We start from the raw sequence: 15,288 nt of genomic DNA on the forward strand, positions 1-15,288 counted from the left end.
TAATGGATAAACCAATTTTCCAATAGAGTAAGTTTTCAGGTCAGCCAAGTACTGATCAAGCATAATAATCTACAGAGGAACAAGTATTGTAGCAGGAGGTAGCATCAATAAGATGATCAATAATCAAGGCAGCATGTTGATAAGATTAATAGCAACCTATATAGGAGCGGTCATAGGGGCAGGTTTTGCTTCCGGACAAGAAATCTTGCAATTCTTTATCTTGTTTGGTTATATGGGATTGGCTGGAGTAGCAGTGGCCACAGTGTTATTTGCCTATCTAGGTGCCCTAATACTATATTTAAGTATAAAGCTGAGATCTGGGAGTTATCAGGAATTACTCTCCTATCTGCTTGGTAACTGGGCTGGCAGGTTTATGGACTTGCTAAGCCTTTGGATGCTCCTGGGGGGGCTTGCTGTTATGCTCTCGGGAAGTGGGGCGGTGGTACAAGAATATCTAGGGTTTCCAGGCTGGGTTGGCATCTTGGCAGCCTTAGTTGTTATTGCCATGGTTATCTTCAATGGTGTAAAGGGACTGCTATTGGCCAATGTTATCCTGGTGCCCGTTAAATTTGCCGCAGTATGTATGATAGCAGTTCTTGCTATCCTATACAGAGGATTACCGGAACAATTACCGGCCATTAGTTCTTATGGGATATCGGGGAATTGGCTCTGGTCAAGTGTGTTGTATGTTTCCTTTAATATGATTGTACCTGTAGCAGTGTTGTCCTCATTAGGTCGTTCCGTTCCCCCTAGAATAGGTATTCTAGGGGGAATAATTGGGGGGATTGGCTTAGGATTTACAGCATTGCTGGTTACCTTGGCAGGTCTTGCCTTTTATCCGGAAGTGGCGGGTTATGAGGTTCCAATGTTGTATATGGCCTCAGGTGTTAATGCCGGGCTAAGGCCCTTATTTGCCTTGTTGATATGGCTGGCAATTTTAACAACAGCAATTGCTAATGCCCATGGCTTTGCTAGCCGCCTTGCTCCCGATGGAGGAAAACGCTATAGATTATTTGGCCTTGCCGCCTGCCTTGGGGTAATGCCATTAACAGTTTTTGATTTTTCCTCACTGGTAAGATTTCTCTACCCATTGTTCGGTTATGCAGGGTTATTGCTTTTAGCTGCCATGTTGATTGTACCAATAGTAAAGTCAAAAAGGAAAATATGAGGACTCAGGAGAATAAAGGAATAATCAAATTAAGTAGCGAAAGCAACAATAAAACCCGCTAAGAGAGGGTGGTTTCAATAAATTGGCTTGATTATATATTAGTAGGTATTTTGCTGCTGGCGGGGTTCCGGGGCTGGGCCTCCGGAATGATTATGAGTGTATTCCGATTGGCCGGATTAATAGCTTCCTTTGGTATAGCCATCATTTACCATGGTTCTTTAGCTAATTGGCTCCATAGTGAATGGGGATTAGCTGATACAATTGCCAGCTTACTAAAGCCCTTGGTTAAATTGCCCGGACCTTTTAACAATCCTGAAATATTAAGGATGCCTGTCAATCTGCTGCAACAAATCAGCGCTCAAATTCCTCTGCCTCCCCCATGGCCGGATATAATTCAAAGCTTGGGATTAATGTCGCCTAATCAGACTGTGGGACAGGCCATAAACCTTTTATTGGCCCATGGTATCCTAAAAATATTGGCATTTCTTGTGCTCTTTATTGTTGTTAGATTTTGCGTAGATCTACTTGGTGGAATTATCTCTGCGGTTATAAAATATAGCCCCCTTGGTCCCTTGGATAAAGCTGCGGGGTTACTCTTGGGGCTTCTTACTGGAGTAGTCATTATTGTAATAATTATGACTGTAATGCTGCCCATGCAGGTACCACTAGCGCTTTTAGGGGCCAACGGTGTCCTTGAAAGCCTTGAAAGGGCCCTGGCTGGATCAATTCTTCTTGACCGATATGGACCAATAGTTGAGGGTTTTGGGGTACTACCCTCTATACTTCCAGAATTTAGCAATCAAATGCTGTTTAAATATCTTCCCACCGGTTCAGGGGTGGAAATTTAATTACTAGATAAAAGCCCTTATAATGAGCAATACTAAATTGTCCGGTTTATTTTGTTGTAGGGAGGGAGTTATTTCATTGATCATAAATCAAGATCAGCTAAGGTACCGAAGAAAAAATGTTTGGGAAGAAGCAGATACAAAAAAATATCAGGATATTATGAATTTTGCAGAGGAGTATAAAGATTTTATTTCTAATTCAAAATCTGAGCGTGCCTGCGTGAGGCAAATTGTTGCCAGGGCATTGTCCCACGGATTTAAGCCCCTGGACCAGTATCAAGCCTTAAAGCCAGGGGATAGAGTCATTCAAACATACCGGGAAAAGGCAGTATTGATGTCCGTTGTAGGACACCAAGGGTTGGATAGGGGTATCACCCTGGTGGGTTCCCATACTGATGTACCTAGACTAGACCTTAAGCCCCAACCCTTGTACGAAGAGGAAAAGTTGGCTTTTTTAAAAACCCACTATTATGGGGGAATAAAAAAATACCAGTGGTTGGCTGTACCATTGGCCCTGCATGGAGTGGTCTGTTTGATAGATGGCAGGGTGGTAGAGATTAATGTGGGCGACATGCCGGGGGACCCGGTCTTTGCCATTTCTGATTTACTTCCCCACTTGGCCAAAGAACAAATGGAAAAGAAATTGAGTGAAGCTGTGGAGGGAGAACAGCTAAACCTATTAGTGGGAGGCATCCCCATAAAGCAGGGGGAAAAGGAGAGGGTAAAGCTAGCTATCTTAGAGCTGCTATATAATAAATATGGTGTAACCGAAGAGGATTTTATAAGCGCCGAACTGGAAGTAGTGCCTGCTGGAACTGCCTATGACATAGGATTTGACAGAAGCTTTGTTGGAGCCTATGGCCAGGACGACAGGGTTTGTGTATATAATTCACTTAGGGCAATTTTGGAGGTCGGTACACCAGGCAGGACTGCTGTAGCCCTGTTTATTGACAAGGAGGAAACCGGCAGTACAGGAAATACCGGGATGAGCGGCAGGTTTCTGCAGAATACCCTGGCAGACATGGGAATGCTATTATACCCAAATTTTAACGAGTTATCTCTGAGAAAGATATTAGCAACATCCATTGCTCTGTCTGCCGATGTCACAGCCGGCTTAGACCCTAATTTTGAAGGGGTTATGGAAAAAAATAATGCAGCCAGACTTGGTGGCGGGGTAGTTGTTACTAAATACACCGGTGCCCGGGGGAAAAATAATACTAATGATGCCCATGCAGAAACCATGGCCTTCATGAGGGGTCTCCTTGAACAAAACCAGATTATTTGGCAAACCGGGGAGTTAGGTAAGATTGACCAGGGTGGTGGCGGAACCATAGCCCACATCATAGCAGAGCAAGGCTTTGAAGTTGTTGACTGTGGGATAGCTCTTTTATCTATGCATGCTCCACTTGAAATAGCCAGCAAGGCAGATATTTATGAATGTTATAGGGCGTACAAAGCATTCTTTGCCCTTTAGGGTTAGGCCTTTCCAGCCGCAGGATCCTTGGGAGAGGGGGTTTTTTCTTTAATGGATTTATCTTTCATCGGTGATTGGATCATAAGCCTTTATTCGGTTGAGGACCTGCAAAATGCATTAAAAACAACCCTGCGCATAATTGCAACACTGCTGCTTGCCAAGCTAACTATTAGCTACTGCGGCAAAGTTATTGAAAAAATACTAGTATCTAAGCCTGGAAAATATTTGAGCGACAATCGGGCCCTTACACTTACCAGCCTTCTAAGAAGCATTTTACGCTATGCCGTTTATTTTGTAGCAATTATTTCCATTGTGGAAATTTTTGTTCCCAATGCCGCCCGTACGGTACTAACCGGGGCGGGAATAATTGGTTTAGCAGTAGGCTTTGGCGCACAAAATCTTGTGAAGGATATTATAACAGGCTTCTTCATCTTATTTGAAGACCAGTTTGCAGTGGGTGACTTTGTACAGGTAGTGGGAGTTACCGGCACAGTTGAGGAGATTGGTTTGAGGGTAACCAGGATTCGGGAATTTGGCGGCCAGCTGCATATCATTCCCAATGGCACCATTGATAAGGTGGCCAACTTTAACCGGGGCGGCATGATGGCCATTGTTGAGGTTGGTATATCCTATAATGAGAACATTGAGAGGGCCATTGAGGTTCTCAAGGAAACGGGCCGTGAGTTTTCAGATAATTGGTCGGCAGATTTAATGGAAGGCCCTACGGTTTTAGGTGTGGTTAGGTTTGGGGAATGGGATGTGGTAATCAGGGTGGTGGCCAAGACCCTTCCCATGCGCCAGTGGGAGCTTGAGCGCCAACTAAGGAAGGCCATTAAAGAGTCCTTTGACAGGGAGGGAATTGAAATTCCCTATCCCCGCAAGATGACAATATCAACTGAGAGGGGTGCTTCTGGTGCATAAGTATCAGGTAGGAGATGTGGTAAAAACCCGTAAGACCCACCCCTGTGGTGGAGATACCTGGGAGGTAATGCGTACCGGTGTTGATTTTCGCATAAAGTGCCAGCAGTGCGGGCGGGTCCTAATGCTACCCCGGTCAAAGTTTGAAAAAAGTGTTAAAGCAGTGGTCAGCAGCGGAAGCGGCGGCAGTGGTCTTGGCTAAGGGGAGACCCATAAGAAATACAGTATAAGCCAAAGCCCTTGCGCTCTCTGGAAAACAGTGATATAATCTTACAGTGCCTTTATATGGCATTGTTCCACCCTGCTCTACCCCAGGGGTAGAGCCGTTTTAGTCCGTAGGGAGGAGGTGAACTGTGTGCGCAACTATGAACTAATGTACATCATCAAACCCGATGTAGAAGAAGAAAAGCTAAATGCATTGGTAGAAAAGTTTAAAGGCCTGGTGGAGGAAAATGGCGCCGAAGTTACCAAACTTGACAAGTGGGGTAAGCGTCGTCTAGCCTATGAAGTTAACCACATTAAAGATGGCTTTTATGTACTAATGCAGTTTAAGGCTGAACCAGCAGCTGCGGCTGAGCTGGACAGGGTTATGAAGATTACAGATGACATTCTTCGCCACATGATTGTACGCGAAGACGAATAATTTCTTTCGGATAATAAACCCAAGGCGGTGTTTAATATGCTCAATAAGATCATTATAATTGGGCGTCTGACCCGGGATCCGGAACTTCGTTATACCACCAATGGTGTGGCAGTGGCAAAATTAACCCTGGCAGTTGATCGCCCTCAATTTAATAAGGACAGGGAAAAAGAAACGGACTTTATTGACGTAGTTGTCTGGCAAAAGCAAGCAGAAAATTGCGCTAACAACTTAGGCAAAGGGCGTTTGGTGGCTGTTGAAGGCCGCCTGCAGATCCGTTCCTATGACGATAATCAGGGGATTCGCCGCAAGGCTGCGGAAGTAGTAGCCGAAACTGTAAAGTTTCTGGATTGGCCTAAAGATAGGGAAAATTCAGGAGGCAATGCTCCTTATGGTGGTAGCGGTTTTGGTAGCGAAATTAACTTCGGTGGAGACGATATACCGTTTTAGGGTTGGTCAGGTAGCTTAATACCAGTACCCAGCAAGGAGGGAAAACTGTGAAACGCGAACGTGGACGCAGAGGCAAGAAGCGTATCTGCAGCTTTTGTGTAGATAAGCTTACATCCATAGATTATAAAGAACTTCCTAAATTAAAGAAATACATTACTGAACGCGGCAAGATTTTACCCCGTCGTATCTCCGGTAACTGTGCGCATCACCAGCGCATGCTGACCGTTGCTATCAAAAGGGCACGTAATATCTGCCTGCTGCCCTTTACAGCTGAATAATAAACAATAAAAGGATGAGGGATTTTTCCCCATCTTTTTTTGTTCAAGGGGAAACAAATATTTCATGCTCTTGGTTTTTTCGGAGCAGATTCATGTTTTAGCCAAGTCCGGCAACAAATAACACTAGTTTAAGGCAGGAAATACAGAAGCTGTCAGCGAATTATAAGTTGTTTTATACCGTAATTAAACATGTATATATATTTAAGGTAATATACTTAAAGCTGACCTGAACGGTTTTATAAATGAAGAGGTGACGATTTTTTGGCTTCCTTTAGAGATACCCGGGCAATGGTTGAAGGGGCATTTATCGCTGGGATCACAGCTGTACTAGGCCTTCTGGGGATGTTTATACCCCCGTTTTTTTTAGTTATTAGTATTATAATACCCATTCCCCTGGCGGTGCTGGTCAGACGCAGGGATCTGCGGGTGGGAGTAATGTCCTTGGTGGTAAGCGGTTTTCTTATGATGGTCCTTTACCCTGATCCCTTAAGGGTACTGGTGATGTTTATTCAGTTTGGGCCCTTGGGCCTAGTGCTTGGTCTGCTATATAAAAACTATGTTTCCTCCGGCCATGCACTGGTGGCAGCTTCACTGGTATCGGTTATTGCTTCTATTACAGTAATCATCCTTAGTGTCCTGTTCACTGGATTGAGTCTGGAGCTTATTCAGGGGACCATGAATGAAACCATGGAAAGGGCCTTCCAGATGTATGAGGATGCTGGTCATCCGGTTCCAATGGATCAGCAGCAGCTTTTTAGAGACAGCATCAAAGGAGCTATCTTCCTGTTGCCGGGGATGTATGTATTATCTGCCCTTTTTTCCACAGCTTTGACCTACATAGTGGGTGGCAAGGTCTTAGTCCGGATGAATTACAAGGTCAATAGCCTGCCTCCTTTCAGCAAGTGGCGTATGCCCTGGTATGCAATCTGGGGTATAATTCTCGGGCTTATTTTCCTTTTGGCGGGGAACCATTATGAAATACGTGCTTTAAATTTAGTAGGGCAGAACCTATTAATGTTATTTATGGTTGCTTTTTTTGTCACGGGTCTTTCTGTATTGGCTTATTACTATAAGATTGTGCCTTTTTCTAAACCCTTTAAATTTGTTCTAATTTTAGTAGTAGTTTTATATATTGGCTTTATGTATTTGGGAATTATCATGCTGGGCTTGTTTGATGCTGTTTTTAATATCCGGCGTCCGCTGCCCACTAAGGAGAAATAGGTTATCAAAATTTAATAAGGGGGATTCACATGCAGGTTGTATTATTACAAGATGTACCAAAAATAGGAAAAAAGGGAGATATAGTAAACGTTGCCGAGGGTTATGCCAGAAACTTTTTATATCCTCGTAATCTTGCCTCCCCTGCCTCAGAGGGAAAGCTAAAGGAAATATCCACCCAAAGGCAAAACCAGGTGGCGAAAAAGCAAAAGCTGGAACAGGAAGCTAAGGATTTAGCAGCTAAGATTAGCAACCTAACTGTTAAGCTCCAGGCTAAGGTTGGTGAGGCCGGACGCTTATTTGGGGCCATTAGCAGTAAAGATATAGCAGACGGGTTAAAGGCTCAACATGATTATGATATAGATAAAAAGAAAATTGTTTTAAAGGATCCCATTAAAAGTTTAGGCAATTATAAAGTAGTGATTAAAATTCACCCAGTAGCCCAGGCTGAGATAGAAGTAGAAGTGGTGGCCACTGAGTAGTCTAGAGGATACCGGATTTATAAGGCACATTCTGAAAGGAGCACATCTATGAAGGTTTTCCTCGAAAAGTTTATGGGTAACAGTAAGGAACAGGTATCCGGTCAATTTTCCGAAGCAGATCAATTACAGAGACAGGTAACAGCCCTCTTTGGGCTTTTGAGCAGCATACTAGGTTCCGACAAGCTGGTACTTAAGGCTGGCAAACTTGAGGCCCTGCAGTTAATGAGTTCCGAAAAAATCGAAGAGCGGGTTTTGGCTCTTCAAAAACTGGCCTTTGAAGATCCGACCTATGATACTCTGCCAACCATGGAAGAAATCCCAGCTATTTTAGAAAATATTCAGGAAGAAATTGCAGATATCATTGCCCGGCGTACAGTTGAAGAGGAATTGGAAAAGAAAATTGGAGAGAAAATGACCCAGCGTCATGAGGATTACATTCGCGAAATTAAAATGCAGGTAATTAAAGAAAATGCTGGGCCGGAAAATGCACAGACCCTAAAAAAACTTGCCATTTTAGAGAAGCTAGATTCTAAAAAACTGGCCAGATCAGCCATGGAGATATTAAGGCCCCAATGTTTTGAGGAAATAGTTGGCCAGGAGCGGGCAGTAAAAGCCCTCCTTGCCAAACTGGCCTCTCCCTTTCCACAGCATATTATACTATATGGCCCCCCTGGAGTAGGTAAAACCACCGCTGCCCGGCTGGCTCTAGAAGTGGCCAAGGGCATTAAAGGGGCACCTTTTGTAAAGGATGCCGCCTTTATAGAAGTAGACGGGACAACCCTCCGCTGGGATCCCCGGGAAGTTACTAATCCCCTGCTGGGATCGGTACATGACCCTATCTATCAGGGAGCACGCAGGGATCTAGCTGAAACAGGTATTCCAGAACCGAAATTAGGGCTGGTTACCGACGCCCATGGTGGAGTGCTCTTTATAGATGAAATTGGTGAACTGGACCCGGCCCTACAAAACAAGCTGCTAAAGGTTCTGGAGGACAAGCGGGTATTCTTTGACTCAGCCTATTACGATCCAAATGACAATAATGTTCCAAGATATATTAAAAAAATCTTTGATGAAGGAGCCCCGGCAGATTTTATACTTATTGGGGCTACCACCAGGGATGCAGAGGATATTAATCCCGCGGTAAGATCCAGATGTGCAGAGGTATTCTTTGAACCCCTGACTCCCTCGGCAATTCAAGGCATTATACGTCAAGCGGCAGGTAAGCTAGAGGTTGAGCTTGAAAAACAAATACCCGAGGTAATTTCAGAATACACCATAGAGGGGCGTAAGGCCATTAATATACTTGCTGATGCCTATGGGTTAGCTTGCTTTAAGCAGCAGCAGGATAATATACATGAACCCATTAAGATTAGCCTTAAGGATGTTTATGAAGTAGTTCAAACTAGCCGACTAACTCCCTATGTTATGCACAAAGCCTCCGAGGAACAGGAGATTGGTAAGATCTTTGGATTAGGGGTGGCTGGCTACCTGGGCTCTGTTTTGGAAATAGAGGCGGTGGCATTTCCCGCCCGCAGCCAGGGTCAAGGGAATATAAGATTTAACGATACAGCGGGCAGTATGGCCAAGGACTCAGTTTTTAATGCTGCGTCAGTTATTAGAAAACTCTCGGGAGAAGACATAAGCAATTATGATATTCACGTCAATATTGTAGGCGGTGGCAGAATCGACGGTCCCTCTGCCGGGGTGGCAATTATGCTGGCCATGCTTAGTGCCATAAAGGATCAGGCACTACCACAAAATATTGCTGTAACCGGAGAAGTATCTATTCAGGGTAAGGTTCGGGCTGTGGGCGGTATTTTTGAAAAAATTTACGGTGCTAAACAGGCTGGGATAAAGAAGGTGTTTATTCCGGAAGAAAATATAAAAGATGTGCCCACTGATTTGAAAGGCATTCAGGTAATCCCAGTAAAAACCGTAGCTGAAATATTGGAGGAAATTTTTCATATCAAGATAAATGAGTTAGCTAGTTAACTCGTAATATTAGTTTTATGCCGGGAAAGAGGAACGCTATGCTTGACCGTGTACCACCACAAAACATAGATGCAGAACAATCGGTACTGGGAGCAATGCTCCTGGAGAGGGACGCCATCTTTAGGGTAATGGAGTTCCTTAAGCCGGAAGACTTTTACCGGGAAAGTCATCGATTAATTTATCAGGTAATATTGGAATTGGCCGAGGCTGGCAGTCCCGTTGATTTAATAACCGTGACAGATCTACTGCGGGACAAGGGTGATTTGGAGAAGATTGGCGGCGTGACCTACGTGGCAACTTTGGCTAATCTTGTTCCAACCGCTGCCAATGCTGAGTATTACGCCCGCATCGTAGAAGAAAAATCACTAACCAGGGCAGTAATTTCCGTCACCACCAGAATATCCAGCCGGGGTTATGAAGGTGCCGAAAGTGCTGAAGAATTACTTGATGAGGCAGAGAAATCCATTCTTGATTTGGGCCAGAGACGCAGCAGTTCTACCTTTGTTCCAGTTAAGGATGTCCTGGTAACTACCTTTGAGGATATTGAGCATATTTATAGTAACCGTGGCAAGATTACAGGGGTACCCTCTGGTTTTATAGAACTGGATCGGATGACTAACGGCTTTCAGAAGGGAGATTTGGTCATTCTGGCAGCTCGACCCAGCATGGGCAAGACTGCCATGGCTATATTGGTAGGCCAGCACGCAGCCATTAAGCACCAAGTACCAGTGGCAGTTTTTAGTCTGGAAATGTCCAAGGAACAACTGGTTCAGAGGATGCTGTGCTCAGAAGCAATGGTGGATGCCCATAAGGTTCGTACAGGTAATCTTGCTGACGATGATTGGGGTAAACTAAGTGAGGCTGCCAGATACTTATCCAAGGCCCCTATTTACCTGGATGATACAGGTGCGGCCACTGTTAGGGAAATGAAGTCTAAGGCCCGTCGTCTTAAGGCGGAAAAGGGCCTGGGATTGATTATAATTGACTATATGCAGTTGATGTCCGGTGGTGGAAAGAGAAATGAAAATAGACAACAGGAAATAGCAGATATATCACGTAAGCTAAAAGGAATGGGTAAGGAGCTAGGTGTGCCTGTAATAGCCCTGTCCCAGCTTAGCAGGGCCGTAGAAAGCCGTACAGACAAGCGTCCCATGATGTCTGACCTTAGGGAAAGTGGCGGTATTGAGCAGGATGCCGATGTTATTATGTTCATTTACCGAGACGAGTACTATAATCAGGAATCTGAGAAAAAGGGGATAGCCGAAGTCATCATAGCTAAACAGCGTAATGGACCGGTGGGTACAGTGGAGCTGGGTTTTTTCAAAGAATATACCAAGTTTGTAAATTTAGCAAAAAGGGACTAGCAAGGACTGGTTAATAGTTTCTTGCTGTCATTTCAGCGTGTTAAAGCACAAAAAACAGAGATTGTGCAATTAAGAACAAACCAGAGGGCCTAAAAGGGTTATATTGTTAAATAATCGAAGTTGACAACTTAGGGTAGCAATGATACCATAATCCTGTTTGATTATTGGTATTATCTGTTTAAAAATTGGGGGTATATTCAAAAGGATGCTCAAATAGATAACTTTTTTAAGTTTCTGTTTGGGTTATTTTTATTTCAATGGGAAGAATATCTACCAGGAAACGGTAGGAGTTATTTTAGTGAAGTCTAGGAGGTGCTTTTTCGTGTCAACGGTTGTTCTTATTGGCGCCCAGTGGGGTGACGAAGGAAAAGGTAAAGTTACCGATTTTCTTGCAGAAAAGGCGGACATTATTGTGCGCTATCAGGGTGGTAATAATGCTGGCCACACTGTTGTAGTAGACGATGCTGAGTTTAAGCTGCATTTAATTCCCTCTGGAATTCTATATCCGGAAAAGCTATGTGTCATTGGTAACGGTGTTGTTATAGATCCGAAGGTTCTTATAGAGGAAATTGATTCCCTGGTAAAAAGGGAAGTGCCCATTGGTCAACTACGCATTAGTCAGAGGGCCCATGTAATTATGCCCTATCACCGACTAATGGATGCTGTGGAGGAAGAGCAAAAGGGAGATGCCAAAATTGGCACCACCAAAAGAGGCATTGGCCCCACCTATACTGACAAAGCATCCAGGGTTGGCATCCGCATGGTGGATATGATAGATAAAGAGGAATTCCCTAAACTGCTACAGCCCAATGTGGAACGTAAGAATCAAGTGTTTGAGAAGATGTATGAAACAGAAGGCTTCCAGTTTGAAGAGGTTCTTAAGGAATACCAGGGTTATGCAGACGTATTGGAGCCAATGGTAGATGATGTATCGGTACTGGTTCATAATGCCATTAAAGAAGGCAAGAATGTCCTTTTCGAAGGAGCCCAGGGAACGCTACTTGATCTAGACCATGGTACTTATCCCTATGTTACCTCATCACATCCGACGGCTGCTGCTGCCTGCTTAGGTACTGGCGTTGGCCCTACTAAGATAGATAGGGTAATCGGTATTGCCAAGGCCTACACCACCAGAGTGGGTGAAGGACCCTTCCCCACAGAATTGATGGATGAGCTGGGCGAAGAGATTAGAAAAAATGGCAATGAATTTGGAACTACCACCGGTCGCCCCCGCCGCTGTGGCTGGTTTGATGCGGTCATTATAAGATACGCCGCCCGCATAAGCGGACTGGACAGCCTTGCTATCACCAAGCTGGATGTACTGACAGGACTGCCTGTGATTAAGTTGTGTTCAGGGTACCGCTATAAGGGAGAAATTATTAGAGAATTCCCGGCTTCCCTCAAAGAACTGGCCAAGTGTGAGCCAGTTTATGAGGAGTTCCCTGGCTGGACAGAAGATATTTCCCATGTAACTAAGTATGAAGACCTGCCTGAAAACGCTAAGAAGTACATGGATCGCATTGTGGAACTAACGGAAGTAAAAATCGCCATCATAGGTGTTGGCGTTAAGAGGACTCAAACTATTATCCTTGAAGACCTATATGAATAAAATATAGAGGGGCCGTAAGTCCCCTCAGCCTGTTGAAAAAGGTACAACTGGGTTTTAATAATCCCGAACAGCGACATTCGGAGCAGTGGAAACAGCGCTTCGCGAAGCTGAGGATGCCAAAATGGGTGAGCGGACATGGATGTCCGCGAAAGCCTGAGGTAAACACGATGTTTACTCGAAGGCGGCCCATTTTCGCCCGAAGCAAGCGATTAGCGCTGTCCACTGCGGAGAGAGGAGTCGTGAGGGATTATTAAAACCCGAATATAGGTAGTTTCTCGACAATCTGAGGGGCCGTAAGGCCCCTTTATATTACAAAAGTGTTAGAAACTTAAACAAAGTTTTTGAACATAAACTTGTTGACACAGGCTGTCCAATATTGTATTATAGCACTTGTGAGGTGCACAGGCACCGGAAAAACAAAATAAGATCCATTAGCTCAGTTGGTAGAGCACCTGACTTTTAATCAGGGTGTCCCGCGTTCGAGTCGCGGATGGATCACCACCACAAAAATTTTGTGGCCCCTTGGTCAAGCGGCCTAAGACACCGCCCTTTCACGGCGGTAACACGGGTTCGAATCCCGTAGGGGTCACCAAATTTTTATTTTTTTGTGTTTACAGTTTTTTCTATAGTGGTATAATAAGTAAAAAATGCGGATGTAGCTCAATGGTAGAGCATCAGCTTCCCAAGCTGAGGGTTGCGAGTTCGATCCTCGTCATCCGCTCCATATTATTTGTAGGTGGGGTCAGAACAGTCATCGAGACATCATCAAATATTTAGCCTGAAGCTAGGTCATCTAGCCTCAGGCTTTTATATTTTATACGGGGGGGCAGCACGAAGCCAGTCCCGTTTTTGCATTAATCTTTTAAGGGGTGCTCCCAGGAGAGTCTTTTTAACAATTACCTTGAAAAAAATATATCCTACATCCATAGGCGACCTCTAATATATTCATAATAAAAATCCCCCAATCAAGTATTGAGTCAGATATATTTTATCCAGACAATGAAAAAATACTATTAGAAAATTAATTTTTTGTTAAAATTCTGCCATAAAATTTAAGATATTCTTAGAACTGGGTAAGTTTGTAGGAATTAAATCTTTGCCCATAGAAGTCCTGGAAGGAAATAAAAGGTAGAATTATAACTTTCTGATTTAGAAAGGACGACCAGGACATGTTCAAACTAAAAATTGGTACAAAAATTAGTCTGGGATTTATGGTAATGCTGGTACTAATCACATTTCTAGGTGGAACTTCCTTCTATTTTATTAACTCCATCCAAGAAAAAACAAAACTAATAGAACAATCTGCCCTGCAGCAGCAGCTTGCCCTGGAGGCAGAAAAGGAGTTTAAAGAGGCTGTTTCTTTAATGAGGGCTTATATTGGCTATGGAAACGAAGATTACATTATTAGTGCCCAAAAAAAGATGGTTGATTTTAACAAGAAGGTGGCAGATTTAAATCAGGTGGTATCTGAAAAGGATAAGCCTGATGTTTTAAACTTAATTGAAACCATTGGCGTGTTTCATGGGCGTTTGTTTGACGAATTATCCCCCATGGCCAGATCCTTTCATCGTTCTGTGGCCGAAGGAAATGTAGAGAATGCCCAGGAAATGAGAAATAAAACCCTAAACATTGCCAATGAAATTATGATCCTGCAGGGTCAGATAGAGGACCGATTGGGTCAAATAGCAAAAAAGAATAATGATATGTTTAATGCAAGTTTAAAGTCTTCTTTGGCCCAGCAGGATCAAGTTATCTTTATGTCCATAATGGTCGATGCCATTGCTATTTTCTTGGGAATTATGATAAGCATATTTTTAGGTAGAAGTATTCGCAGGCCTATCCTACAAATGGTAGCAGAGGCAGAGAAATTTGCCGAAGGTGATTTTCGAGCAGATATTAACATAAAATCCAAGGATGAGCTGGGGCAACTGGCAAGCAAACTGAATCATATGCGACTTAGCTTCAGGAAGGTTTTAGAGAAGCTTAATCAATGCTCCAGCCAGCTTTCCGAAGCAGCTAGCCACTTATCCATACAATCCAGTCAAACATCTATTGGAGCTACCTCTATTTCTTCTACCACCAATGAAATTGCAGCCATGATGGATAACCTTAGTAAAAGCACCCAGCAAATGCAAGGCCAGGCAATGTTGGCAGCTGAAAGGGCTGAGAAAGGACATGGAGGTATACAACTGGTAACGGATCAAATGAATGAAATATTGGCTGCCACTGAACAAGTAAGCTACTCCACCCATGCTTTAAGCTCGGCCACCAGTAGAGTGGGACAGTTTGTGGATGTTATTAACAACATTGCTGAACAAACTAATTTATTAGCCTTAAATGCGGCCATAGAGGCAGCCAGAGCGGGAGAGGCAGGCAAAGGCTTTGCCGTCGTGGCAGAAGAGGTCAGAAAGCTTGCAGAGCAAGCGGCCCAGTCTACAACGGAAATCAAGCAGCTGATTGTTGAAATTGAATCCCAGGCACAACAGTCCCTTGCTGCCATGGCTAATGGAAACGAGAAGGTGGGTCGTGGCAATATCATAGTTAAGGAAGCCGGACAGAGCTTCAATGAGATCATAAACGAGGTTCAGGGATTGAATGGCCAAGTGCAGCAAATAGCCACTGCGGCGATACAAGTGTCGGCAGGGGTGCAAAATGTAGCTGCCACCACCCAGGAGCAAACCGCTGCCATGGAGGAGGTAAACTCTGCTGCGGGGGCATTAACCTCGGTGGCCGAAGAGTTGGAAAAATTAGTAGTTACGTTCAAACTGTAAATTGGTTGATCTAGATTGATAAAAAAGCCGAGGGTAACAACACCCTCGGCTTTTTTAATTCACAGGTGTTAAGGAAGAG

General features: G+C 44.0%; 14 protein-coding genes and 3 tRNA genes. All 17 read left to right on the top strand.

From position 1 onward, the window contains the following. Positions 1-112: 112 nt before the first annotated feature. A complete protein-coding gene (locus P6N53_RS08510; RefSeq protein ID WP_304542414.1) occupies positions 113-1,168 on the top strand; it encodes a YkvI family membrane protein in 1,056 nt (351 codons plus the stop codon). Between the two features lie 68 nt (positions 1,169-1,236). Next, a complete protein-coding gene (locus tag P6N53_RS08515; RefSeq protein WP_304542415.1) occupies positions 1,237-2,016 on the top strand; it encodes a CvpA family protein in 780 nt (259 codons plus the stop codon). Between the two features lie 76 nt (positions 2,017-2,092). Continuing rightward, positions 2,093-3,487 carry an aminopeptidase gene (locus P6N53_RS08520; protein WP_373323025.1) on the top strand — a complete coding sequence of 465 codons (1,395 nt, stop codon included), beginning with the start codon at positions 2,093-2,095 and terminating at the stop codon, positions 3,485-3,487. Positions 3,488-3,538: 51 nt separating this feature from the next. Continuing rightward, a complete protein-coding gene (locus P6N53_RS08525; RefSeq protein WP_304542416.1) occupies positions 3,539-4,408 on the top strand; it encodes a mechanosensitive ion channel family protein in 870 nt (289 codons plus the stop codon). Further along, positions 4,401-4,607, top strand: coding sequence for a DUF951 domain-containing protein (locus P6N53_RS08530; protein WP_304542417.1), 207 nt, complete (start codon positions 4,401-4,403; stop codon positions 4,605-4,607). The genes P6N53_RS08525 and P6N53_RS08530 overlap by 8 nt, the downstream gene beginning before the upstream one ends. A gap of 153 nt (positions 4,608-4,760) precedes the next feature. Then, positions 4,761-5,048, top strand: coding sequence for a 30S ribosomal protein S6 (gene rpsF, locus P6N53_RS08535; protein WP_304542418.1), 288 nt, complete (start codon positions 4,761-4,763; stop codon positions 5,046-5,048). Between the two features lie 36 nt (positions 5,049-5,084). Further along, positions 5,085-5,495, top strand: coding sequence for a single-stranded DNA-binding protein (locus P6N53_RS08540; protein WP_304542419.1), 411 nt, complete (start codon positions 5,085-5,087; stop codon positions 5,493-5,495). Between the two features lie 47 nt (positions 5,496-5,542). Next, entirely contained in the window at positions 5,543-5,773 is a 231-nt protein-coding gene (rpsR, locus tag P6N53_RS08545; RefSeq protein ID WP_304542420.1) for a 30S ribosomal protein S18, read from the top strand. A 261-nt stretch (positions 5,774-6,034) separates the two neighbouring features. Continuing rightward, a complete protein-coding gene (locus P6N53_RS08550; protein WP_304542421.1) occupies positions 6,035-6,994 on the top strand; it encodes a YybS family protein in 960 nt (319 codons plus the stop codon). Between the two features lie 29 nt (positions 6,995-7,023). After that, positions 7,024-7,473: a 50S ribosomal protein L9 gene (gene rplI, locus P6N53_RS08555; protein ID WP_304542422.1), complete on the top strand. Its 450-nt coding sequence runs from the start codon at positions 7,024-7,026 to the stop codon at positions 7,471-7,473. Between the two features lie 48 nt (positions 7,474-7,521). Next, entirely contained in the window at positions 7,522-9,465 is a 1,944-nt protein-coding gene (lonC, locus tag P6N53_RS08560; RefSeq protein ID WP_304542423.1) for a Lon family ATP-dependent protease, read from the top strand. 38 nt (positions 9,466-9,503) lie between these two features. Continuing rightward, positions 9,504-10,829: a replicative DNA helicase gene (dnaB, locus tag P6N53_RS08565; RefSeq protein ID WP_304542424.1), complete on the top strand. Its 1,326-nt coding sequence runs from the start codon at positions 9,504-9,506 to the stop codon at positions 10,827-10,829. 322 nt (positions 10,830-11,151) lie between these two features. Beyond that, complete coding sequence (locus P6N53_RS08570; protein WP_304542425.1) at positions 11,152-12,438, top strand: adenylosuccinate synthase; 1,287 nt, start codon at positions 11,152-11,154, stop codon at positions 12,436-12,438. 425 nt (positions 12,439-12,863) lie between these two features. Further along, positions 12,864-12,939: transfer RNA gene (locus P6N53_RS08575), tRNA-Lys, on the top strand. 15 nt (positions 12,940-12,954) lie between these two features. Further along, positions 12,955-13,030: transfer RNA gene (locus P6N53_RS08580), tRNA-Glu, on the top strand. 57 nt (positions 13,031-13,087) lie between these two features. Further along, a tRNA-Gly gene (locus P6N53_RS08585) sits at positions 13,088-13,162 on the top strand. A gap of 445 nt (positions 13,163-13,607) precedes the next feature. Beyond that, the gene (locus tag P6N53_RS08590) at positions 13,608-15,209 is read left to right on the top strand and encodes a methyl-accepting chemotaxis protein (protein WP_304542426.1); all 1,602 of its coding nucleotides are present in this window, start codon (positions 13,608-13,610) and stop codon (positions 15,207-15,209) included. Positions 15,210-15,288 lie beyond the last annotated feature (79 nt).

The organism is Desulforamulus aquiferis (assembly GCF_030577015.1).
Lineage (GTDB): Bacteria > Bacillota > Desulfotomaculia > Desulfotomaculales > Desulfotomaculaceae > Desulfotomaculum > Desulfotomaculum aquiferis.